At 43.8% G+C, this 23881-nt stretch carries 21 protein-coding genes; 6 read left to right on the top strand and 15 right to left on the bottom strand.

Going from position 1 to position 23881, the window contains the following annotated elements:
• Window positions 1-59: 59 nt before the first annotated feature.
• The 3 genes from ACVBDU_RS17515 to ACVBDU_RS17505 all read right to left on the bottom strand — a co-directional run bounded on the left by ACVBDU_RS17515 (window position 60) and on the right by ACVBDU_RS17505 (window position 3383).
• Window positions 60-1232 (bottom strand): efflux RND transporter periplasmic adaptor subunit, encoded by a 1173-nt coding sequence (locus ACVBDU_RS17515; protein WP_447181021.1) that lies wholly within the window; start codon window positions 1230-1232, stop codon window positions 60-62.
• Between the two features lie 120 nt (window positions 1233-1352).
• Window positions 1353-2690 carry a TolC family protein gene (locus tag ACVBDU_RS17510; protein WP_447181020.1) on the bottom strand — a complete coding sequence of 446 codons (1338 nt, stop codon included), beginning with the start codon at window positions 2688-2690 and terminating at the stop codon, window positions 1353-1355.
• Between the two features lie 36 nt (window positions 2691-2726).
• Window positions 2727-3383, bottom strand: coding sequence for a TetR/AcrR family transcriptional regulator (locus ACVBDU_RS17505; RefSeq protein WP_447181019.1), 657 nt, complete (start codon window positions 3381-3383; stop codon window positions 2727-2729).
• A 307-nt stretch (window positions 3384-3690) separates the two neighbouring features.
• Here ACVBDU_RS17505 and ACVBDU_RS17500 point away from each other — a divergent pair, with 307 nt between their 5' ends.
• Entirely contained in the window at window positions 3691-4665 is a 975-nt protein-coding gene (locus ACVBDU_RS17500) for a polyprenyl synthetase family protein (RefSeq protein WP_447181018.1), read from the top strand.
• 60 nt (window positions 4666-4725) lie between these two features.
• Here the strand turns inward: ACVBDU_RS17500 and ACVBDU_RS17495 are convergent, their stop codons facing one another.
• From ACVBDU_RS17495 to ACVBDU_RS17485, 3 genes are all read right to left on the bottom strand, one after another.
• Window positions 4726-5796 carry a winged helix DNA-binding domain-containing protein gene (locus ACVBDU_RS17495; protein ID WP_447181017.1) on the bottom strand — a complete coding sequence of 357 codons (1071 nt, stop codon included), beginning with the start codon at window positions 5794-5796 and terminating at the stop codon, window positions 4726-4728.
• 47 nt (window positions 5797-5843) lie between these two features.
• On the bottom strand, window positions 5844-6038 hold the full coding sequence (locus ACVBDU_RS17490; RefSeq protein ID WP_447181016.1) for a DUF805 domain-containing protein: 195 nt from the start codon (window positions 6036-6038) through the stop codon (window positions 5844-5846).
• A gap of 678 nt (window positions 6039-6716) precedes the next feature.
• Window positions 6717-9053: a TonB-dependent receptor gene (locus tag ACVBDU_RS17485; RefSeq protein WP_447181015.1), complete on the bottom strand. Its 2337-nt coding sequence runs from the start codon at window positions 9051-9053 to the stop codon at window positions 6717-6719.
• A 174-nt stretch (window positions 9054-9227) separates the two neighbouring features.
• On the opposite strand from ACVBDU_RS17485, the gene ACVBDU_RS17480 reads away from it, so the two are divergent.
• Both ACVBDU_RS17480 and ACVBDU_RS17475 read left to right on the top strand, forming a co-directional pair.
• On the top strand, window positions 9228-9881 hold the full coding sequence (locus ACVBDU_RS17480; protein ID WP_447181014.1) for a metal-dependent transcriptional regulator: 654 nt from the start codon (window positions 9228-9230) through the stop codon (window positions 9879-9881).
• 3 nt (window positions 9882-9884) lie between these two features.
• Window positions 9885-10709 (top strand): ZIP family metal transporter, encoded by an 825-nt coding sequence (locus tag ACVBDU_RS17475; RefSeq protein WP_447181013.1) that lies wholly within the window; start codon window positions 9885-9887, stop codon window positions 10707-10709.
• A 17-nt stretch (window positions 10710-10726) separates the two neighbouring features.
• Here ACVBDU_RS17475 and ACVBDU_RS24040 read toward each other — a convergent pair whose 3' ends face one another.
• From ACVBDU_RS24040 to ACVBDU_RS17460, 4 genes are all read right to left on the bottom strand, one after another.
• A complete protein-coding gene (locus tag ACVBDU_RS24040) occupies window positions 10727-10858 on the bottom strand; it encodes a FeoB-associated Cys-rich membrane protein (protein WP_514372386.1) in 132 nt (43 codons plus the stop codon).
• Window positions 10859-10884: 26 nt separating this feature from the next.
• Window positions 10885-12993, bottom strand: a complete 2109-nt coding sequence (gene feoB, locus ACVBDU_RS17470) for a ferrous iron transport protein B (RefSeq protein WP_447181012.1) — start codon at window positions 12991-12993, stop codon at window positions 10885-10887.
• The gene (locus tag ACVBDU_RS17465) at window positions 12990-13235 is read right to left on the bottom strand and encodes a FeoA family protein (RefSeq protein WP_447181011.1); all 246 of its coding nucleotides are present in this window, start codon (window positions 13233-13235) and stop codon (window positions 12990-12992) included. Before ACVBDU_RS17465 ends, feoB begins: the two co-directional genes overlap by 4 nt.
• Before the next feature lie 302 nt (window positions 13236-13537).
• Entirely contained in the window at window positions 13538-13888 is a 351-nt protein-coding gene (locus ACVBDU_RS17460; protein WP_447181010.1) for a winged helix-turn-helix transcriptional regulator, read from the bottom strand.
• A 132-nt stretch (window positions 13889-14020) separates the two neighbouring features.
• Here ACVBDU_RS17460 and ACVBDU_RS17455 point away from each other — a divergent pair, with 132 nt between their 5' ends.
• Complete coding sequence (locus tag ACVBDU_RS17455) at window positions 14021-15013, top strand: MBL fold metallo-hydrolase (RefSeq protein ID WP_447181009.1); 993 nt, start codon at window positions 14021-14023, stop codon at window positions 15011-15013.
• Window positions 15014-15028: 15 nt separating this feature from the next.
• Here the strand turns inward: ACVBDU_RS17455 and ACVBDU_RS17450 are convergent, their stop codons facing one another.
• From ACVBDU_RS17450 to ACVBDU_RS17430, 5 genes are all read right to left on the bottom strand, one after another.
• Window positions 15029-15694 carry an SCO family protein gene (locus ACVBDU_RS17450; protein ID WP_447181008.1) on the bottom strand — a complete coding sequence of 222 codons (666 nt, stop codon included), beginning with the start codon at window positions 15692-15694 and terminating at the stop codon, window positions 15029-15031.
• Between the two features lie 139 nt (window positions 15695-15833).
• Complete coding sequence (locus ACVBDU_RS17445) at window positions 15834-17189, bottom strand: NupC/NupG family nucleoside CNT transporter (protein WP_447181007.1); 1356 nt, start codon at window positions 17187-17189, stop codon at window positions 15834-15836.
• A 9-nt stretch (window positions 17190-17198) separates the two neighbouring features.
• Window positions 17199-17819 carry a bifunctional nuclease family protein gene (locus ACVBDU_RS17440; RefSeq protein ID WP_447181006.1) on the bottom strand — a complete coding sequence of 207 codons (621 nt, stop codon included), beginning with the start codon at window positions 17817-17819 and terminating at the stop codon, window positions 17199-17201.
• Window positions 17820-18074: 255 nt separating this feature from the next.
• Window positions 18075-19043: an electron transfer flavoprotein subunit alpha/FixB family protein gene (locus tag ACVBDU_RS17435; RefSeq protein WP_447181005.1), complete on the bottom strand. Its 969-nt coding sequence runs from the start codon at window positions 19041-19043 to the stop codon at window positions 18075-18077.
• A 53-nt stretch (window positions 19044-19096) separates the two neighbouring features.
• Entirely contained in the window at window positions 19097-19843 is a 747-nt protein-coding gene (locus tag ACVBDU_RS17430) for an electron transfer flavoprotein subunit beta/FixA family protein (protein ID WP_447181004.1), read from the bottom strand.
• Window positions 19844-20222: 379 nt separating this feature from the next.
• Here ACVBDU_RS17430 and ACVBDU_RS17425 point away from each other — a divergent pair, with 379 nt between their 5' ends.
• A complete protein-coding gene (locus tag ACVBDU_RS17425; RefSeq protein ID WP_447181003.1) occupies window positions 20223-21200 on the top strand; it encodes a pyruvate dehydrogenase complex E1 component subunit beta in 978 nt (325 codons plus the stop codon).
• Between the two features lie 157 nt (window positions 21201-21357).
• Window positions 21358-23850: a DUF5686 and carboxypeptidase-like regulatory domain-containing protein gene (locus ACVBDU_RS17420; RefSeq protein WP_447181002.1), complete on the top strand. Its 2493-nt coding sequence runs from the start codon at window positions 21358-21360 to the stop codon at window positions 23848-23850.
• The last annotated feature ends 31 nt before the right edge of the window (window positions 23851-23881 follow it).

The following is a 23881-nucleotide window of genomic DNA, read 5'->3' as shown; positions in this document are numbered from 1 at the left end:
CCAAATCCCGCCATTGCGTCATGGGTTCCATGTGAAATGGCAGGACTTCCGGACGAATGTTAGTTCTCTTCGATGATCTTTACTACCTGTCCCTCTTCCACACTTCTCGCTCCTTCGTTGATTATGTGATCTCCTGAGGAAACGCCTTCCAGAACTTCTATAATATTGCCCTGGGTCTTGCCGGTTTTTATAATAATCCTTTTGGCAACTCCTTCTGCTTCTTTTCCGTTTTTCTCTGCCACATAAACGTATTGCTCTCCATCGGCATTTTCGGAAATGATACTTTGAGGAATAAGAATTGCTTTTTCACTGGTGTAATCATAAACCTTGAGCTTGGCAGTAAGGTTTGGTTTTATATCCCCGGAGGTGTTAGGTACATCCACTTCAATTTTGAAGGAACGGTTGTTGGGGTTGATATAATTCCCGGCTTGTCTCACCTTGGATTTGAGGGTTTTACCCAGTACCGGGAAATTTATTTCAACATCGGTTCCTTTTGAAATGTTTGGCAGATATTTTTCAGGTACTTCAGCCTCTATATACATGTCTTTGAGGCTAACGATACGCATAAGAGCAGTTCCGGCGGCAACTACAGACCCCTGATCGGTAATGATATCATCAATAGTACCGGAAAAGGGAGCAATGACCCTGGCTTTTGCTATCTGATCTTTTAGTTGTGCAATAGCCCTTTCCTGAGATTCATAAGAAGTCCTGGCATCGAGAAACTGTATTTCGGAACCAATATTCTGATCCCACAGGCGCTTTTGACGTTCAAATGTGGTTCTGGCCAGATTGGCCTGTATTTCTGCCTGGGCCAGTTGCTGGGAAAGACCGCCGTCGTCTATTTTGGCCAGAAGCTGTCCTTTTTTTACATCTTGTCCTTCACGAACATACACTTGGGTAAGTATACCGTTGTATTCGGCATTGATAACGATGTTCTGTTTCGTATTGACACTTCCCTGCAACTCTATATAGTGATGAAAAAGGGTGTCTTTTACCGTTGTGGTAGAAACCAGTGCAAGTTTGTGTAATGTGTCCAGTTCCGAAATAGCATCGTCCAGCCTGGTCAACTGGCCGGCGAGTTCATCTCTCTCCAGTACCAATTCGCTTCTTTTGGTTTTCATTTCACCCAAAGAGCCGCTTTCTATAATACTCTCTACCGATTTTTTTTCACCTCCGCCTCCGCAGGAAGTCAAAAATGCGATACCCAGAATTGCTATATATGATCCTTTCATCTTCTTATTTTTATTTGTTTTTCTTAAGCCGGATGGAATGTCCATCAAGAATGATCTTGTCGGTTGATGTAAATTATTTTCTAATGAACATTTCATAATTACTTTTTTGTGGTACGTTTTTTATTCGTTGGCGTTGTGCAATACCAATTCCAGTTCGGTTTTGGTATTAATAATATCTATCATAGATTGCAAATATTCCTGTTGGGCGGTGTACAATTGGGTTTGTGCCTGCCTGAGGTCAAAACTAGATGCCATCCCTTCGGAAAATTTAACCTGATTCTTTTTCTCTATGCGTTCTGCCAGTTCCAGGTTTCTTTTCCTGGTCTGGTATTGTTCGAGAGAAAACTGGTAATTGCTTTTTGCCTGTTGTATTTCCAATTGTAGTTGTTGCTCGGTTTCCTTGAGGTCGTTCTTGGCTTTTTCGAGTTCCACTTTCATTCGTTGTGTAGCTGCGCTTCTTCCCAGGGAACTGAAAACGGGAACACTAAGGGTGAGCCCTATCATGGAATTACCAAACCATTCCTGTTGTCTTTTGAAAAAATCAAAACTGTTTCCGAATCCGAGGTATCCGCCGTTTATATACCCTTCAAGGGTGGGCATGCCTTTGGTTTTTTCGTTTTTTAACAGGAGTTCCTGGGATTTGGTATTGATGTCGGCAATTTTATAGTCGATATTGTTTTCGATATTGAATGGTTCTTCCACCAAACCTGGCAAAGTGTTTTGTATAGCAAGGTCATCCAGGTTATCCGTAAGCGTAACCTCGGTTTCAATAGGTGAACCCAGGGTGATGTTTAGCATTTTGTACGCGATTTCCCGGAGCCGGATGCTGTTCTGCAGATCGCTCTCCACACCTGCAAGGGTTATCTGCAATTGCTCCACACTTTCTTCTTCCTCAAGTCCGTTTTCGTAAGTCTTCTGTGTTTCGTAAACGTTTTTTTCGAGAACTTCTTTGTTCCTTTCCAGTATACGGATGTTTTCTTCCGTAAGAAGAACATTACCATAGGCGTTGATGACAGATTTTTTTACTTCCAGGTCTGTCTTCTTTTTGGCATTTTTGGATATTTCCAGGTATACCTTGGCCGATTGTAACCCTACAATATAAGAACCGTCAAATATTTTTTGCCTTAGGGTAGCCAGGGCGTTTACATTGTGTTTGGTTCCGAAAATCACTTCTTCGAATGTTCCGGGCTCACCGCCAAAAATCTCTGCAGGGATAAGAGATACCTGTTGCTTCAGATTATTCTGGTAATCTGCGGTAATGCTTATCTGCGGAAGACCTGTGGCTGTGGCTTCCCACTTTTGCTTTTTGGCTATTTCTATATCGTTTTCCGCATTGATGGCGGTCCTGTTGTTTTCCAGGGCGAATGCTATTGCCTCTTCCAGGGAAAAACTCAGTTTCTCCTGTGCCGTAACACTGACCGAAAGCAGAAGGGCTAGCAGGGGGAGGATGTTTTTCATAAGAAATAATATCTTTTTTAGTGTTTGATTATATAATTAATGGCCATTTTCTTTTATGTCTATAGAAGATGGTGGCGCTATAGAACTTTTGTTCCGGTCTTTTACCAGTATCTCGTTCAGGATATCTACTCCTTTCGGTGTGGCAATGGCCCGGATATGGTATTCCAGGAAAATATTCATCAGATAAGGAACAGGGTATGCCTGCGAATCGAACAGATCTTTTTCTTTAAGGCCGGTTACTCCGTTGTGATAAATCCTGGAAATCACTTCCACATCCAGGCCTTGCCTGTAGTACCCTTGTTCTATGCCTTTTTTCAGGTTGTTGACCAGGCAACCATCCATCATATCAGATCTTTCTTTTCTGAGGGACAGGAATATTTTCGGATAGTACTTTTCCAACTGGTAAGCCGGTGATGTTTTTTCGTTCTTTAATCGTCTCAAAATAATTTTCCGCGCTTCATACATCTCCTCAATCGGATTCAGATTCCAGCTTTCCACTTCTTCAATATCTTTTGATATAATATTGAGAATGTGATTGCAACATTGCCCGACAAGATCCGATTTGTTCTTAAAGAATTGATACACGGTTTTCTTGGAAATTCCCATTTCGTTAGAAATATCATCCATGGTAACGCTCTTAAAGCCAATGTTTAAGAACATTTCTGTCGCCTTTTCTATGATTTTGTCCTTCATAATTAAGGGCAAATATAGCTAAAGAAACTTTAAAAACAATAAAAGTTTCCGAAGTTTACTTGAATTCAAAGATCTCCTGTTCTTCTGTCCGGACAAAGAAAATATCTCCGGGTGACAACCCTATGTCATGAGGAAGGATTTTTTTTAAGAAAACGAAGATCTTCGGGATAATAATTACATGGCAGGCATATTGTGAAATTCTAACAGTCTCTTAAACTTTCTGCATACGATGCGTTTGTCCTGTCAATAATAATAAATTACTTTGTTCTTTGTAAACGGTAGTGTATTTTAGCTCAAAATTGTATCCATGCTTACCATATCTCAATATCAGGAGGAATTTCTGGAATATTTAAAGACGTATCCTTTTAAGAAGGAGCCCGTGGGGTTATACGCCCCGATGCATTATATCCTGCAGGTAGGGGGGAAACGTTTGCGTCCGGTATTGACCCTGCTCGTAGCAGATATTTTCGGGGGAGATTATAAAAAAGCGATGGATGCAGCCCTTGCCGTGGAGGTATTCCACAATTTTACCCTGGTACATGACGATATTATGGATGATGCGCCCCTGCGAAGAGGGATGCCTTCCGTACATGAAAAGTGGGATTTAAATACGGGGATATTGTCGGGGGATGTTATGCTGGTAAAGAGTTACAGCCTTTTTGAAGGATATGAACCTGTATTACAGACCAAACTGATCCGTCTTTTTAGCAAAACCGCAGCAGAAGTTTGCGAGGGGCAGCAGTATGACGTGGATTTTGAAACGCGCAACGATGTTACTCTGTCGGAATACCTTCTGATGATACGGTATAAGACAGCAGTACTGGTAGGTGCGGCAATGAAGATGGGAGCCTGGATTGCAGGAGCGGAAGACAGTGAGGCAAAAGCCATTTATGATTTCGGGCTCCATCTGGGGACAGCTTTCCAGTTACAGGACGATTATCTGGATGCATTTGGAGATCCGGAAACTTTCGGAAAACAGGTAGGAGGGGACATTATGGAAAATAAAAAGACTTTTCTCTACCTGAAAGCCCTGGAAAACCTGGATGAAGAAGATGCCGTTTTGTTGCGAAACCTATATGATCTTACCCCTGCCGATACGGAGGAAAAAGTAAAAACCGTAAAAGACCTTTTTGTGTCCAGCGGAGCAACCGGACTTATCCGTGAGGAGATCCGCCAATATACGGAAAAAGCTTTTGAGAGTATCACTTCGTTATCCATTGCAGCGGAAAAAAAGCAGGTACTGTTGGAGTTCGGAAAAAAACTCATGAGCCGAGAGGTGTAAGATCTGTTGCTCAGGTATAGGATATGAGGTAGGCAGATGCTTTACCTGCCCGTATGGGGTTCAATATTCCACATCTTTGCCGAGGAATTTTCCGTATCGGGCAAATGCCTGTTCCGTTTGAATTTTAATCTCCTTATCGGGATTTATCAGGTAATTCAGTTCTATCTTTACTCTATCTTTTTTTATGGTTCTTTTCCAGGTGCCTATAACATTTCCTTTATGGGTAATTACCGGCCAAAAAATACCGTTGTTGGAGACCACCTTGTGCTGGTGTTTCGGCGGAAGGGAAGCACTCCTGTCTTTATAGCTGATAAGAAATTCGTCAAACGCCGGTAAAACGTGAATGGAGTGTGTATGGTTTGTTTTCCCGGAAAATGTAATTGGAAAGAGATATTCGGTATCTCCGATTTTTTGTGTCGAAAATCCGGATTTTATCATTTCTGTTGCCTTTCTGGCATCGGTAATCGATAGACCTGACCACCATATAAAATCTTTGATCGTAGCCGGGCCATGGCTCGTAAAATATACTTCGGCCAGTTTCGCCAGGGATTCGTCCCGGTCCGGTACGTCATATGCCGGGATCCGTTCGTCCAGCAAGGCATAGGTGTTCTGTTTGTCTTTTATTGTACCGCTGCACAATATGCCTTCCAGTTCGGCATGTAACAACAGGTGGGAAGAACGGTTGTCGTCCGTAGGTAAACCGGCATTTTGTAATTCCGTAACCAGTTCCCGGCGGGAAAGGTGTTTCCCGGTTTCGAGCGCCTTTTGCAAAATACGGTTGCTCTTGTGAAAAATGTCTTCCGTAAGTCCAAGTTGTTTGTTCCTGGACCGCATGGAGGTTTGGATATTGGGAGCGGTTAGCTTTAATATCCAGCGCAGGTCTTCCGCGGTTACCAGGTGCCAGGTAGGGCGGAGGAGATGGGTGCGTATGAGATCGCCCCGGTCTATGGCTTCTTCTACGATTTTTTCTGTGGTTCCGGGAAGTCGGATGCCGACGCCCCATTTTATCATATGGGGGTCCTGGGCCTGCATGGCGCCCATCCATTTTACGATATCTTTTACCGTATTGAATTTTTCTCCGGTGATGTGCTGGTTTGCCAGACGGCTTAATGCTATGTCAGGTTGAGGCATATTTCAGGTGTTATAATTTCTAAAGATAAGAATGTTCGGAGAAAAAATCATGGACTGGACAATATCTGTTTCCCGATTTCCTCCAATTCGTCATTATTACCTTCGCCTTTCGGGTTTGGACCGTATTGGTTCGGACCGTATTTACTTTCGGCAAACAGTAAATAGATATTGAAAAAGGGGATGAGTTGGTACCATCCGCCATATCCCCGGTCATGACATCTCTTGGCGGATTGGGCAATCATAAAATATATAATGGGAGAAAGGAGTACAAGGGATATGATTTCGACAGCTCCGGGGTTGGAATTACCTGTAATGATGGCCGTATGATGTTAATAACAAATATACTGACCATATAAATAATAAAGCTTAGTCCGTATTATGTACAGCGAATCCGGCCTTGGAGCGAAAAAGAATTTTTAAACATAAAACAAATTGTTTTAAAGCATTTATTGTTCCTTGACAAAGCGGTGTAATATAAAAACTTTTATGTGTAGTGAAATGCTGATTCCGGATTAATCAGGGCAAACGCATTATATAAAGGAAAATAGATGAAGGGGATAAGTCACCGAGAGACAAAGTGACAAGGAGACGAGGGGCGTTGGTGATTTATAGTGATTTGTTGTTATTGATGAAGATTGAAGCTATTGGGTGCTAAGTTTGGGAGTCTTGGAGTTTTGTAGGGAAGGTTTCCTGTTTCAACTCCCTAACTAACCAACTCCGAACGAATCAACAACCGGAAAACTGGCAAACCGATAACCGGCAACAAACCTTAAACATAGAATTACGCAATTATGATGCGTTTGCCCTGCCAGATTAATAACAGGAAGCCCGGAGGGAACACGCTTATTACATTTGAAAAGGCTTTTGAATATAATTTCTGCGTGTTCTCCCGAGCTCGGTAACCTGGTAGATTTGGGCTGTTATGGCAATAATCCGGTGCCTATTTTAACAGAGACAAAAAATGTCCGGGGCCTGGATGGGCCGTAAATATAATTGGCGTCGCGGTCCGGTCCGCGGTCAAAATCACTTTGATAGCTGTTGAAGAGGTTTTGTATGCCACCGCTCAGTTGAAGCTGGAAATTATTGTCCAGGGTAAACGTATATCCTGTTTTGAGGTTAAGTTCAAAAAAATCCGGGGTCTTTTGCAGCCTGTCATTTTCTATATATCCTGCAATGTGCGGTACATACATGGAACCGGTATACACACCGGAAAAATTGTTCTGCCATCTTTTCACCGGGGCATAGGTGATAACGAAATTACCGTACAGGTTCGGGGATTTAAAAAAACGGTTTGCTTTATCCGTAATGGCATTTTCGTCTTCGGACCAATGTACCGGATCGTCATACGCAGAGTATTGCACGGTTCCTCCGAGCTGCATGATCCACTTTTCGCCGGGGGCATATTTGGCTTCCAGGTTGAGACCGTATACATCGGCACCGGAACTGTTCTTTTTGATGTAGATAAACTGGCCGTCAGTGACATCAATATCCAGTTGGTCCAGTTCATCCGGTGTGGCTTGTTCCAGGATAAAGGGATCGTTGAGACGGGTGAAAAAACCTTCGAGGGTCAGCCCGATATCGCTATTCCGGGTAGACTTACTCCAATCTGCCGAAACAAGGAAGCTGTGCGATGTTTCCGGTTTCAGGTCGGGTGCGAAGCGGACAAAGGAAACTTCCCCCGCCGCGAGTGTGGAATGCAGGTCTTCCGTAAAATATTGCTGCGCGCGAAACCCCCTGGCATAACTGGCTCTCAGTTGTAAATTATCACTTGGGCTGTACAATATATTAGCCCGGGGGTTCAGATGTACCGTTTCCTCCGTGAGGTTGTGGAAATCGGCCCGTAACCCTCCCAGGAACTTTAATTTCGGATTTATCTGCCATTCCTGTTGTGCGTAGAAACCATATATCTTTACGGTTTGTTCGATAAAAGCATTGAACCCGGGTTTGGCATCTTCGGTTTCGTCATACTTGTATTCAAAACCACCGGTAAAAGTGCCTTCGCTGCCCAGAAAAGTGTCCATATGCCTGCTGTACTGGGAGCCGAAAACCCAGGTAACGTCCTTGGAATGTCCATAGCCTTTTACGCTTTCTTCCGTGGTATCTCCCTTTCCGCCGTAAAAGTTCCTGTTCTTTGACTGCTGGGTAGTGGCATAAACGGAGAATTTATCTTTGAGGTTAGCCCCATAAGCTTCATAAGTGAGTCCGCCGCTCACCACATCCGATTCTATCTGTTCTGTTATATCCGATTCGAATGGTTGCAGGGAAAGATTGTTACCGCCTCTCCGGAATTCGTTGATCGTATAGAAATCGAGTGAGAGTTTACTGCGCTCCGAAGTCTTGTAAAAACTGTTAAAACCAAAGGTGTGGTTTTGCATGGTGGTTATCTCCGTAAAACCGTCACCATCCACATCGTGCGGGTCCCTGTCCCTGTAAAGTCCGTAGAGTGTTATACCGGATTTATAGTTTTCCGAGAGTACGGTACCGTTGAGGGTTATTGCCCTGTCCGGGGTCTTGCCTTCGATGAAAGCGAGGTTGCTACCAACCTGGAAACTGTTTTCCATAGGTTCTTTGGTGATGATATTTATGGTGCCGGCAATGGCATTGGAACCGTACAGTGCGGAACCACCGCCGCGAACCACCTCAATGCGGTCTATGATATTGGCCGGTATCTGATCCAGTCCGTAAACCCCGTTAAGTGCGCTGAAAACGGGCTTGCTGTTTATGAGTATCTGTGAATAGGCCCCGCCGAGCCCGTTGATCCTTACCTGGGAATAACCGCAGTTCTGACAGTTGGTTTCCATGCGCAGTCCGGGCTGAAAGTTTAGGCCTTCGGAAAGGGAAACGGATTGGGTGGCCTGTAATACCCTGTCGTTGGTAACACTCACAATTACCGGAGCTTCTTTTCTGTTTTGCCGGTTCCTGGAAGCAGATACGACTACCTGGTCCAGTCCGAGTACATCTTCCTGTAATTCAAAGTCCAGGGTTAGCACCTGGTGTTCTTCCAGAACAATCTCTTTTTTTATGGTTTTATAACCAAGTGTCTGTACGACTATGGTATATTTTCCGGGCACAGCCCGAAGTTCATAGATCCCTTTATCATCTGTTTGGGTGCCTTTTCCTGTTCCGTCCAGAAACACGCTGACATAATTGAGGGGAGCCCCCTGGTAAGTTATCTTACCTTTAATGGTCTCCCCGTGATTTGTAGCCGAAGATATATGGATACTCAGTAACAAGGATAAGAAGTAAAGAAATTTCATAGCGTTTTTTTGATTTTAAATGCAACCTAGGTGCAAATATAGTATTTGAATCTAATAATGCAATAATGTTGCATTTTGTTATTCATCAGTTTTCACTTATTTAAATTAAAATTTAGGCAAATCTAAAAATTTATTTTTCAAAATAAAAATGTATTTTTGCACAAATAAAATTTCATGACGCTGTCCGAAGAAAACTATCTGAAAGCCATATACCACCTGGGTAAAGACGCCAAAGAAGCGGTTTCTACCAATGCTATTGCCGAGGTAATGGACACCAAAGCATCTTCCGTAACGGATATGATTAAGAGGTTATCGGAAAAAAAGCTTGTTAAATACAAACGTTATCAGGGTGCCAAACTTACGGACGAAGGCAGGATCTATGCCGTAAATGTTATCCGGAAACATCGTCTTTGGGAAGTTTTTCTGGTGGAAAAACTAAATTTTTCCTGGGATGAGGTGCACGAAGTTGCAGAGCAGCTGGAGCATATAAAATCGGATAAACTGATCGAAGAACTGGATGTTTTCCTGGATTATCCTTCGGTAGATCCGCACGGCGATCCCATACCGGATAAACACGGTAACATACAGCCTTCTCCAAAAGTGCTACTGGCTACCCTCAGAGTTGGCGAAAAAGGGGTTTGTGTAGGGGTCAAAAAATCTTCTAAAGAGTTTTTACAATACCTGGATAAACTGGAAATTTCGCTGGGAGATGAACTGACTATACTCTCCAAAGAGCCTTTTGACAATTCGGTGTCGATAGGGATAGGGGATACGAAAATTAATCTGTCTTCCCTGACGGCGAATAATCTTTACGTGAAAAAAATATAATATATGTTTGATAAGGTGATTGCCTATTTTGAGTCCGTAGACCCCGTGATGGGTGCGCTGCTGGCTACCACATTTACGTGGCTGCTTACTGCTGCCGGAGCAGCGCTGGTGTTTCTCTTTAAAGGGATGAAGCGTGTTGTACTGGACGGGATGCTTGGGTTTACCGGGGGTGTAATGGTGGCGGCGAGTTTCTGGAGTTTGCTGGCTCCGGCCATTGCCATGAGCGGGGGAGAAGGTTTTGCCAAAGTATTGCCCTCGGCCATAGGTTTTGCTCTTGGAGCGGCGTTTCTTTTTGGTCTGGACCGTTTGCTTCCGCATTTACATATCAATTTTAAGGAGAGCAAGGCAGAAGGTGTGCAGACAGGCTGGCACCGGACAACCTTACTGGTCCTGGCCATTACCTTGCACAATATTCCGGAAGGACTTGCCGTGGGGGTACTTTTTGGCGGAGTAGCTGCGGGAATACCGGAAGCCTCAATAGCCGGAGCTGTAATCCTGGCACTGGGAATAGGAATACAAAATTTTCCTGAAGGTATTGCAGTGGCAATGCCCTTGCGAAGACTGGGGATGAGTCGTAGAAAAAGTTTTTGGTATGGACAGCTTTCCGCTATTGTAGAGCCGGTAGCAGGAGTAATCGGAGCGCTTGCCGTTTCGTTTTTTACCCCCGTTCTGCCCTATGCGCTTTCTTTTGCGGCGGGCGCGATGATATATGTGGTAGTGGAGGAAGTAATCCCGGAAACGCAGCAGGACAAATATACCGATATTGCCACACTGGGCTTCATAGGAGGGTTTATTATTATGATGTCGCTGGATGTGGCCCTGGGCTAGAGAGTAACTTTGCAGGTTTAATGACACCCGCAATCTGTACTGCCACAGGTTTTTTTACTTTTCCTTTTCGGAAGCAAAAATTTGCGTACCAGGAAACCTATGGCTATGGCAACTGCTATATAAACTAGTATGGTTTGTATGTCGGGCATTATTGTACTGTTTTATATGCTAAAAATTATTTCAATACCTGATATGCTATCAAAGCCGTAATATAGGCAATAGCACTCATGAACACCAATTGTATTGTAGGCCATTTCCAACTGTTGGTTTCTCTTTTTACAATGGCCAGGGTGCTCATACATTGCATGGCAAAGGCGTAAAAGAGTAATAAAGATACTCCGGAAGCAAGGTTAAACAGTTTACCTCCTGTTTGCGGATTAGTTTCTTTGGCCATACGGTTTTTGATAGTATCCTCCTCTTCACTGCCTACACTGTATATAGTGGCCAGTGTACCTACGAATACTTCCCTTGCCGCAAAGGAACTTACCAGGGCAATGCCTATTTTCCAATCGTAACCCAGTGGCCGTATAGCCGGTTCTATGGCTTTGCCTACAATACCAATATACGAATTTTCCAGTTGGTAGGAAGCGATCTCTGTGTTGAGTTCTTCTTCACTGATGTTTTCCCCCTGGTGCCGCTCCGTAATAATTTGTTCGGCATTATCAAATCGTTCCGAAGGACCGTTGGAAGCCAGGAACCACAAAATAATAGATATTGCCAGGATGATCTTTCCGGCACCGAAAACAAAACTTTTAGTCTTTTCTACGACGGTAATAGCCACATTTTTAAAAAGCGGGACCTTGTAGTTAGGCATCTCTACCACAAAAAAAGATTTGGTTTTGGTTTTTAGTAATTTATGCAATACGTAAGCAGACCCGACAGCGGCGAGAAAACCGATAAGGTAGAGAGCCATGAGCATAAGTCCCTGGATATTGAGTCCCATGAAACGTTGATCCGGAATTACGAGAGCTATGATAATGAGATATACGGGCAATCTGGCAGAACAGGTCATAAAAGGCGTTACCAGTATGGTAATAAGCCGTTCTTTCCAGCTTTCGATGTTTCTTGTAGCCATAATCGCCGGGATGGCACAGGCGGCTCCGGAGATCAGGGGAACAACACTTTTACCGCTCAGCCCGAACCGGCGCATCCCCTTGTCCATTAAAAACACGACCCTGCTCATATAGCCGGATTCTTCCAGTATGGCAATAAAAAGAAAAAGGAATGCTATCTGCGGAATAAAAATAACTACCCCACCAATACCGGGAATGAGCCCTTCTGCAATGAGATTCGTAAATACCCCGGCCGGCAATGCGTTTTTAGCCCATTCACTTAAGGAAGCAAAAGACTCGTCGATAAAGTCCATAGGGTATTCACTCCATTTGAAGATTGCCTGGAACATAAGAAGGAGTATGGCAAAAAATATAACATATCCCCATACCTTGTGCGTCAGGACCCTGTCCAGACTAGCCCGGAGACCTTTGGCTGCATGAATATCGGTTTTGTATCCTTCTTTAAGCGTATCGTTTATAAACTGATAGCGATGAATAGCTTCCTTTTGTTGTAATCTTTTAAGTTCCGGACGGGATTTGGTATTGAAAGAAGAGGTGTCCGGAATGGTGTGGCGGTTGAGTTCCACAAAATTGGCGTCTTGCGTAATTACCAGCCACAACTTATACAGTTCGTGGTCGGGAAAAGTGTTCTGGAGTTTCTCGAAATAAGGAGAGTCTATAACAGAAGCATTAACGCAAGGCTCTGTGGATAGGCTGCGATAGTCCAGTATCAGTTCTTTGATCTTGTCCATACCAGTGCCTTTCCTGGAGCTTACCAATGCAATCCGGGTATTCAGTTTTTTTTCCAGGGATTCAATATCCAGGGAAATCCCTTTTCTGTCCATCCGGTCGGCCATGTTAATGACCAGGATGGCAGGAAGTTTCAGGTCCTTGATCTGGGTAAAGAGAAGAAGGTTCCGCTTCAGGTTTTCCACATCGGTAATTACCACGGCTACATCCGGATAATCTTTACCGTTTTTATTGAGCAACAGTTCTATAACGACATTTTCATCCAGTGAAGTGGCATTGAGGCTATAGGTGCCGGGAAGGTCCAGTATATGGGCCTTTACCCCTCTGGAGAGTTTACAGATACCCTCCTTTTTTTCCACGGTAATTCCGGGATAATTACCCACTTTCTGATTGAGCCCGGTAAGTTGGTTGAAAACCGAAGTTTTTCCGGTATTCGGATTTCCTATGAGCGCTACCTTTATCTGCTTATTCGTCAATATCATATTTCCGGGGTTTCATTTATTTTTTCCACTTCTATAAGCAGGGCGGTTTCCCGTCTTATGGAAAGAAAAGAACCGTTGATGTTCAGGTATAACGGGTCCTTGAAGGGAGCAACCTGTAACAGTTCTACCTCATTTCCGGGGAGGCATCCCATTTCAAATAATTTAACCGGAATGATATCTATCGGAATATCTTTGATAATAGCCTTTTCGCCGCGTTTCAGATGTGCTATGGTTGTTTTCAATTTTTATTTAGAATGAATTTAAGTAGTCAAAAATAATATAAAAAATCAGCTTAGAAAAATGAGTGTTAACGCATTAAAAGTACAGTAGTTGGCAAAAGTAAGGGATTAACAGGGAGATATGTGTGTTTTTGCAAAAAATATGCCCGGGAATTTTAACATCATTTTAGGGTTTGATGTCATTTTTCTGTTAGATCCGGGTTCATTTAACCCTTTTCTATCTGCTGATCCGGGCTTCGTCCTCTTTGCTTTTCCGCAAAATGATTTCTCCGGACGTGGAGAAAGATCGCTTGGTTTTTAAAATATCACAGGCAGTTTATCATGTCCATTCGTTCCTTTGTCATTTGTTTTTCTCCCCATTGCGATAAGTGCTCTATAAACGGAATGAGTTCTTTTCCAGTTTCGGTGAGGGAATATTCTACTTTGGGCGGTACTTCATGGTATACCTTGCGGTTGACCAGGCCATCATCTTCCAGTTCGCGTAATGTCTGGGTCAGCATTTTGGTGGTTATGTCCAGGATGGCTTTGCGGAGTTCTCCGTATCGTAGTACCTGATGACGGTGCAGGTACCACAGTATCCTGCCTTTGTATTTACCCCCGATACGCCGGAAGGCGTAATCGACCGGACAAACGACATCGCTGTTATTTTTTTTCATTTTTTTTATCTTTTAATATACTGATAATCAATTTTAGTTTCTTTTAAGTGTGTAAGGTACTAAAAAGTACATACTTGTGAGTGGAAAACTATTGAAATAATTTTGGAGTTTGTCCATCTAAAAACAACTATAATGAACAGAAGAAAATGGTTGCAGTTAAGTGCCCTGGCCGGCGGTGTTTATGCTATTCCGGGAGCAATGGCATTCGGGGATAACAAGAAAATAGATTATAAATTTAAAAACAAGGGGTGTGTGCGATTGGTGTTGGGAAAACTGGAAATCTTTTTGTTTTCCGATGGCCATATTACGCTGCCTGACCCACAACCCGTCTTTGCCCCGGGAATCGATCCGGACCTGGTTGTACGTGAATTGAAACGGATATACCTGAAGGAAGACCAGTTGGAAGCGGCTATCAATGTTATGGTAATAAAAGCCGGTGAACAGGTAATACTGGTAGATACCGGAAGTGGTCATCTCTTCGGGGAAACCGGCGGATGGTTACGGAAAAATATGGAGGACAATGGGATCCGGCCTTCGGATATTACGGATATATTGATTACCCATGCGCATATAGACCATATAGGAGGAATTGTCGATAAAGACGGAAAGCTGTTATATCCGGGTGCCCGGTATCATATAGCGGAAAGGGAATATGATTTCTGGACTTCCGATAACCCTGATTTTTCAGGAAGTAAGAACCCGGAAAACCCACAAGGCGGTGTTCTTTTGGCCCAGAGGGTGTTTGGGGCTATCGGGGACAGGCTGATAAAATTCGGTCATGGCGACACTTTATTTTCCTGTATCCGGACCGAACTGGCCGATGGCCATACACCGGGGCATACGGTTTTTACCGTTTTTTCAGAAGGAGCATCCATAAAGCATATTGTAGATATCGTACATACACCTTTATTAATAGCAAAGCCCGAATGGGGTACGCAATGGGATGTGGATTTCAACAAGGGCGTGGAAACGCGGAAAAGAATACTGGAAGATAGTTACTCTAACCGTACATTGGTTATGACCACGCATTTGCCCTGGCCGGGACTGGGATATATCGGGAAAAACGGAGAGGATTACCAATGGGTTCCTTTTTCTTATTTTACGCCCGATGAAATCGTCTTTTGAAAAACAGGCACAGGTTTATTCCCTTTTTAACACCTTGAGGTCGTGGAGCAGCTTTTCCATGTCGGTTTCATTGGTGCCGTCGTAGAAGCCGCGGATACGCTTTTTCTTGTCCACCAGGATAAAATTTTCGGTATGTATCATGTCATAAGGTCCGCCGTCACCGTCGTCCAGCACGGCCAGGTAAGATTTCCGTGCCAGTTCGTAAATCTGTTTCTTATCGCCGGTGACAAGGTTCCACTTGCTGTCGTCCACTCCTTTTTCCAGGGCATATTTTTTTAATTGCGGAACAGAGTCTATTTGCGGGGTAACGGAATGGGAGAGGAGCATTACATCATCGTAAGGCATAATCTCTTTTTGGATATCCGCCATGTTATCTGTCATAATAGGGCAGATGGAAGGACAGGTAGTAAAGAAAAAATCGGCAATGTATATTTTGTCTTGATAATCTTCCTGGGTAATGGTATCCCCGTTCTGGTTAATAAGTTTGAAGTCGGCTATGGTATGATATTTTTTAACGTACTGTATGGTGCTGTCTACCAATTCGGCCTTTACCATCGACGGCTGGTATACCGGGAGTGTTTCCTGGGGTTTCAGTGCGTTGTAAAAGAGGGTTATGATAATAACCGAAAGGATAAAAATCGTGATGGCCAGGTACTTGAACTTACTGAAAAACCGCAACATGGAACTTCATCTTTAGTATTAAAATCAAAAGACAAAATTAGTAAATTGTCGGGCGCCGTTAGTTATCTTAGGAAGGTAAATCCTGGTTTTAACATTATATTATAGGGTGTTTTCCGTTTTGTCTCTTTTTATCCTGGTGTTATCCTACGATCATTCCCGCGAGGGTAGCGGACAACAGGGAAGCCAGTGTACCTCCCAAAACGGCTTTCATCCCGAATTCGGATAAGGTTTTGCGTTGTCCCGGTGCAAGAGATCCTATACCACCTATCTGAATACCTATGGAAGCAAAATTGGCAAATCCGCAAAGCATATAAGTTGCCATGATAATAGATTTGTTGTAAGTGAAATGCAGGGATTGCGATACGTCTTTCAACTGGGAAAGCTGTATATATCCCACAAATTCACTGGCAGCCAGCTTTACGCCCAGGAGTTGCCCCATAAGTGCCATGTCTTCCTGTGCTACTCCTATGACCCACATCAGGGGGGCAAATACGTAGCCCAGGACGAGCTCCAGGGATAATTCGCTGTACGGAGTATTTTGAGCTACCCATTCGTTGATATTGCCTATTTCGCCAACTTTGAGCAATCCGTAATTGACCATGGCTATGAAAGCTACAAAAACGAGGAGCATGGCTGCTACGTTTGCTGCCAGTTTTAGCCCTTCCGTAGTTCCTGTGGCCATAGCATCGAGGAAATTGGAGCCTATATTTTGTTTGGAAACTTCCACAACCTCACTGACATTTTCCGTCTGGGGTACCAGTATTTTGGATACTACAATAGCTCCGGGTGCCGCCATTACGGATGCAGCCAGCAGGTGACGGGCGAATTCCAGCCGAAGCGCTTCATCCGAACCTCCGAGAAAACCGATATACGCAGCCAGGACACCGCCTGCTACCGTGGCCATACCGCCTATCATGACCAGTAACATTTCCGAACGGTTCATTTTTTCCAGATATGCCTTTATCATCAGGGGCGATTCGGTTTGGCCGAGAAAAATATTACCTGCAACAGAAAGACTTTCCGCACCGGATATTTTCAGTAATTTGGTAAGTAACCAGGCCATGCCTTTAACTACTTTTTGTATTATTCCCAGATAGAACAATACGGAAGTAAGCGCTGAAAAGAAAATGATAGTTGGCAGGATAGTGATGGCAAAATTGAGAAGCGGACTTTCTATTTCATTGGTAACAAAGGAGCTGAAGAGGAATTTGGTGCCGGCTTCGGTAAACGTAAGAATCTTGTTGAAAGCTTTGCCGAGTATAGTGAAAATTTCCCGTACGAAGGGGATTTTTAAGATACCGATAGCGAGAATGAGTTGTGCGAGAAGCCCGATTCCTACCGTACGCCAGTTTATGGCTTTCTTATTGCTGCTGAACAGGTAGGCAATGGCAATAAGCACTACCATGCCTAATATACCTCTTCCTAAGCCGTGTAAGGAAAAACCCTGACTGGGTTCTATGGCGGCATTTAGGGCAACAAGTAAAGATCTATGCATGTGATATGGTTATTTTTTTTCCCGTTTGGAAATTTCATCCCGGAGTTTCACGGCTTTTTCATAATCTTCGTTGGTAACCGCAGATTCGAGCATTTTGTGGAGTTCCTGGATGGTCAGGGCACTGTAATCTTCCGGAGTGGAAGCCACTTCTTCTTTGCCCGAAACAATGTCTTCCGAGATAACGTCTTCCTCTTTCTGATCTTTGTCTTTTGGAGAGAAGCTGAGATAAATGCCGGCTTTGTCGAGAATATTTTTATAGGTGAAGATAGGCGCGTTAAAACGCAGTGCCAGAGCAATGGCATCACTCGTGCGGGCATCGATAATTTCTTCGATCTTATCCCTTTCACAAATAATGCTGGAATAGAATACACCATCTACCAGTTTGTGAATAATCACTTGTTTGACCACAATATCAAACCGGTCTGCGAAATTTTTAAACAGATCATGAGTGAGGGGCCTGGGAGGCTTTATTTCCTTTTCCAGGGCTATGGCTATAGACTGGGCTTCAAAGGCGCCAATAACGATTGGGAGTTTCCGGTCGCCCTCCACCTCATTGAGAATAAGTGCGTAAGCGCCGTTCTGTGTTTGGCTGTACGATATTCCTTTTATATTTAACCTGACTAAACTCATATGTATATACAACTGGGCATAAAACTTATCATCTCAATTTTAGGCAAAGATGAAAAAATTTCGTGCGAATTCCTCACTGTCGGGCTCCGAATTTACATTTTAAGGCACCAGGCCTTTGCTCTCCTTCGGTTTTTCCGGCATAAACGGTGGCCGGAAAAGGCCTGAACTGTATGGGCAGGAGAAAATAAAAGGGCTGTCCGAACAGGGGCATATCCCGAATTCAGACAGCCCTTTAAGGGCACAATTTACCAAAAATTATGAGTTTTGCGCTTTAAATTCCTTTAATTTTTCAACGAGCGCAGGAACAACCTCAAAGGCATCCCCTACCACGCCATAATCCGCGGCTTTGAAGAAGGGTGCTTCGGAGTCTGTGTTGATAACTACTTTAACCTTAGAAGCATTAATACCTGCCAGGTGTTGAATGGCTCCGGAAATACCCACGGCAATATACAGGTTGGCTGCTACAGGTTTACCGGTCTGTCCCACGTGTTCGCCGTGTGGTCTCCATCCCATGTCCGATACCGGCTTAGAACAAGCTGTAGCTGCTCCGAGTACTCCGGCCAGTTCTTCGATCATTCCCCAGTTTTCCGGGCCTTTGAGCCCGCGTCCGCCGGATACTACGATCTCCGCATCTGCAATGGTTACTTTCCCGGTGGTCTTGTCTACCGATTCGGTTTTGATCGCAAAATCATTATCGTTAAGGGAAGGAGAGAAAGCTTCCTCTGTAGCAGAGCCTTCCGCTTCTTTCAGCCCGAATGAGTTTTTGGAAAGACCTATGAGTTTTACAGCTGTGCTGATTTCGGTAGTATTGAAAGCCTTATTGGTAAAGGCGGTGCGCTTTACACGGAAAGGATCGGTGCTGTCGGGAAGAGCTACTACATTGGAGACATATCCTGCCTGCAGGTTAACAGCCAGTACCGGTGCCAGGTATTTGTCATTAGCACTGGAACTCAGGACCACTACTTTGGCACCTTCTTTCTCTGCAGCCTGTTTAACTACATCGGCATAAGCGCGGGCGTTGAAACGGGATAACTTTTCATCCGATACTTTCAAGACCTTATCTACACCATACTGACCGAGCTCCGATGTGTTGTCCACATTAATGGCAACTGCTGTCACCGTGTCTCCGGTCTGTCCGGCGAGGGCCTTGGCGTAAGAAGCGATCTCAAATGCTGTTTTTTTGAACTTTCCTTCTTCGGATTCCGTATATATTAAAATAGACATATTTTTTCTGTTTTTTGAATGTTCACGATAGAAGTCTTACCGTAAAACACAGGTTATATTACTTTAGCTTCGTTGTGCAGTAACCGGATAAGTTCATCGAGGTTGTCCGGAGAAACCAGTTTTACCTCTCCTTTCGGTGCCGGTTTTTCGAATTTTACAGCAGATGTCTGGTTCTGTGACTCTTCCGGTTCCAGTACTGTCAATTTCTTTTGTCTCGCCATCATAATACCACGCATGTTGGGTATGCGGAGGTCGCTTTCTTCTACAAGGCCTTTTTGTCCGCCTATAATAAGGGGGAGAGAGCATTTTACGGTTTCTTTACCACCGTCTATTTCCCGGGTAGCTGTAGCTTGGTCGTTTTCTACTTCCAGGCCAATACACGTGTTGATAAAGTTAGCTCCCGTAAGGGAAGCCAGCATGCCGGGAACCATACCGCCATTGTAGTCGATAGATTCTCTTCCTGCCAATACGAGGTCATATCCGCCATCCTGAACCACCTTTGCAAGTTGTTTGGCAACAAAAAATCCATCGGCGGGCTGGGCATTGACCCTTATGGCTTCGTCCGCGCCTATGGCCAGGGCTTTTCTGAGAGTGGGTTCGGTTTCGGGACCGCCCACGTTTACTACGGTTACCGAGGCACCTTGTTTCTCTTTAAACCACATGGCCCTGGTAAGGCCGAATTCGTCGTTCGGGTTAATTACAAATTGCACGCCATTGGTGTCAAACTTTGTGTCGCCATCCGTGAAATTGATCTTGGAGGTTGTATCCGGAACGTGACTGATACATACTAATATCTTCATGTTTCTGTTTTTTGGATTTTAACCGAAGATAAAGGCAGAAAAAATACTTCGGACTTTGGTCTTCGGACTTCTGTCTTATTTTGATAAAAAAATCGTTACGAAGATAGAGATTATTTCCCAAATATGCTATGCGTGCATAATATTTTTTTGAAAGAAGTTTCTGTTTTTTACTTTGGGAAGCAGAGGTTTCGCGGGGTGTGAACAAAAGCGAGAAAAACGTGGCAGGTGTGTTATGAGGGTGTTCAGCCGATACAACAAAACAAGAAAGCCCGGGAGAGTTACAAAATTTATGAAAATGCAGGCTGTAAAATTTTTATTTATTACTATTTTTGCTTCGCTTACAAAGAAGATGCTGTTTTATTCAATATTAATATAGTACATGAGAACAATACAATTTAGACAAGCCATAGCCGAAGCCATGAGCGAGGAAATGCGAAAGGATGAAACTATTTACCTCATGGGTGAGGAAGTGGCCGAATACAACGGTGCATACAAGGCTTCCAAAGGAATGCTCGACGAATTCGGGCCTGACAGGGTTTTGGATACGCCTATTTCCGAACTCGGTTTTGCCGGGATTGGCGTAGGTTCTGCCATGGGCGGAAACAGGCCTATTATTGAATTTATGACTTTTAACTTCGCTTTGGTAGGTATTGATCAGATTATCAATAACGCTGCTAAAATGCGTCAGATGAGTGGCGGGCAGTTCAATATACCTATAGTTTTCCGCGGGCCTACCGCATCCGCAGGTCAGCTTGCCGCTACGCACTCGCAGGCTTTTGAGAGCTGGTTTGCCAATTGCCCGGGACTTAAAGTAGTAGTGCCTTCCAACCCCTACGACGCTAAAGGATTGTTAAAGTCTGCTATTCGCGACAATGATCCTGTTATCTTTATGGAATCGGAGCAGATGTACGGAGACAAAGGAGAGGTGCCGGAAGACGAATATACATTACCTTTGGGTGTTGCAGATATTAAGAGAGAAGGTACGGACGTAACCATCGTTTCTTTCGGAAAGATCATAAAAGAAGCTTATAAAGCGGCTGACGAACTGGAAAAGGAAGGAATAAGCTGCGAAGTCATCGATCTTCGGACCGTACGTCCGATGGACCGGGAGACCATTCTGAAATCTGTGAAGAAGACAAACCGCCTGGTAGTACTGGAAGAAGCATGGCCTTTTGGTAATGTTTCTACGGAGATTACTTATCTGGTACAGTCGGAAGCATTCGATTTTCTGGATGCCCCAGTAATTAAAATAAATACCGCCGATACTCCGGCTCCTTATTCTCCGGTATTGCTGGCAGAATGGTTGCCGAATCATGAAGATGTGATCAAAGCTGTTAAGAAGGTTTTATATCAATAAAATATATATTTTTGCGTTATATAAACTTCACCGATGCTTTGTTGGTGAAGTTTTTTTATTTTAAAGACATCGTCGGTCCGGACCGGAAATCAGGTTGAAAAAGGAGTGTTTCGGTCAAAAAAATGTCTTTTGTGTGTTTTAGGATTTAACTATATATATGAAGAAACTTTTAACGGGGATACTTTTGCTTTTATCGGTAGTAATACACGCCCAGACCAAGGTGAGCGGTATTGTAATAGACGAAGCCGGGGCTCCTGTCCCCTTTGCCAACGTACTTTTTAAAGATTCTTCGGAAGGGACAATCACCAACGATGACGGAAGGTTTTACCTGGAGTCCGATAACAATTTCTCTACCCTGGTGGTTTCTTTCGTGGGATATGCCACAAGAGAGATAACACTCGATAAAAGGGCAAATTATAACATGAGGGTGGAGCTTGAAGAAGGGGAACAGCTCAAAGAAGTTGTAGTATACGTAGGGAAACAGTCTAAGAAAAACAATCCGGCTATAGAGCTTTTGAAGAAAGTACTGGAAAGGAAACGCAAGAATGGTGTTCATGGTTTTGACCAATACAGGTATGACAAGTACGAGAAAGTAGAGTTTGACCTGAATACCATAGACAGCAGCCTGATGCATGGAAAGCTCTTCAAAGGGATGGAGTTTATTTTTGATCAGCTGGACACTTCCAGGATTACCGGGAAAACCTATCTTCCGATTTTTATCAATGAGGCCTTTTATGAAGTTCACGGAGATAATAAGCTGAACAAGAAGAAGGAAAAGCTGATCGGTAATAAAAACTCGGGTTTCAGCTCTAATCAGAATATTATTTCTTTCATTCAGGACCTCTATTCCGAATACGATATCTACAAGAGTTATCTCAAGTTTTTCGACAAGAGTTTTGTAAGTCCCATTTCAAGGGTGGGTATAGATACCTATAATTACGTATTGACCGACAGTACCTATGTAGATGATAAGTGGTGCTATAACATTATCTATTACCCGCGCCGGAAGAACGAATTGACCTTTAAAGGTGATTTTTGGGTGAGTGATACTACCTATGCCGTAAAGAAGATAAACTTACAGGTTACCAAAAGCGCCAATATAAACTGGGTAAAGGAGATTTATATAGAACAGGAGTTTGATGTGCTCAACGATTCCGTTTTTCTTTTGACCAGGGATTATATGATGAGTGACTTCAGTCTGAAAAAGAAAGAAGAATCCCGCGGAATTTACGGCAAGCGAACAACTATTTACGACAACTACATATTTGACGAAGAGAAACCGAAGTCATTCTACAATGAAGAAGTAGACCGCTTCGATGCCCGGGTTTTTGAGAGGGACGACACTTTCTGGGAACAAAACAGGCTGGAAGTCCTCAACAAAAACGAATCAGGGATATACAAAATGCTGGATACCCTGAAAACGGTTCCGAAATTCAAACGTCTATACAGTATCGGGGAAATACTGGCGTCCGGTTATGTAGAGATAGATAAATGGAATATGGATTACGGCCCTATTTTTTCTTCTTTCGGATATAACGATGCCGAAGGGATACGTCTGCGGGGAGGGGGGCGGACCTATTTCGGCCCCAATGATACGTGGCGTATAGAAGGTTTCGGAGCCTATGGATTTAAGGATAAAAAATTCAAATACGGAATATCTGCAAAATGGTTGCTCAACCGCGAGAACAGGCTTATAATTTCTGCCGGTAACCGTCGCGATGTAGAGCAGATAGGAGTGAGCCTTACGCCGAATAACGATGTGCTCGGGAGAAGCTATGCGTCTTCTTCCGTATTTACCGTGGGCTCCAACGATAAACTGACCAATATAAACCTTACCACCGCCAATATGGAGATGGAACCGGCCAAAAACTTCCGGGTAAAGATCGGGGGATCATTCCGTACCCTGCGTTCCGCTCTTCCCGAAGCTTTTAGTCTGGACTATGTAAACCCGGATTCTCCGACAGGGGTGTCCTCGCAAGTGAAACAACTGGAACTGACTACTTCGGTAGAATATACGCCCGGGCGCAAAACCGTGGGGTATGGAGTAGAAAGAAGAGATGTGAATGACGAATACGCCAGGTTGTTTGTCAATTATGCCAAAGGGGTCAGCGGTTTTCTGGAAAGTGATTTCGATTACGAGAAAATACAGTTCTATTTCCGTAAACCCTGGAGTGTAGGAGGTTTGGGAAGGTTGTACACCACCATAGAAGCCGGAAAGACCTTTGGGGAAGTTCCGCTTGGATTGCTGAGTGTTGTGCCCGGTAATCAAACCTATTTTTCGATATTTAATACGTTCCCGAATCTGGATTTTTACGAATTTGTTACCGATACTTACGTTTCCATGCACCTCGAGCACAACTTTAACGGGCGGATTTTTGCAAGAGTACCCCTGTTGCGGAAACTCAACCTTCGCGAGATCGTTGGTCTTCGCGGGGTGTGGGGAGAACTTTCGGACGAAAATATAGCCCTTAGCCAGCCGACGAATATAATGCTGACAGCTCCTTCCGAAAAGGTGTATTGGGAGTATTCGTTCGGAATAGGTAATATCTTCCGGGTCTTCCGGATAGATTTTAACTTTCGGGGGAATTATCTCGATATGCCCGATGCGAGAAGGTTTAGTATTACCGGTACCTTCGGATTTTACTTTTAAATATTGTTAGAATTACAGGGGTAAAATTTTA

The sequence above is a fragment of the Sinomicrobium endophyticum genome, from assembly GCF_052983315.1.
Note: the sequence above shows the minus strand (reverse complement) of the source record. Positions and strands in the feature narration are given on the sequence as shown.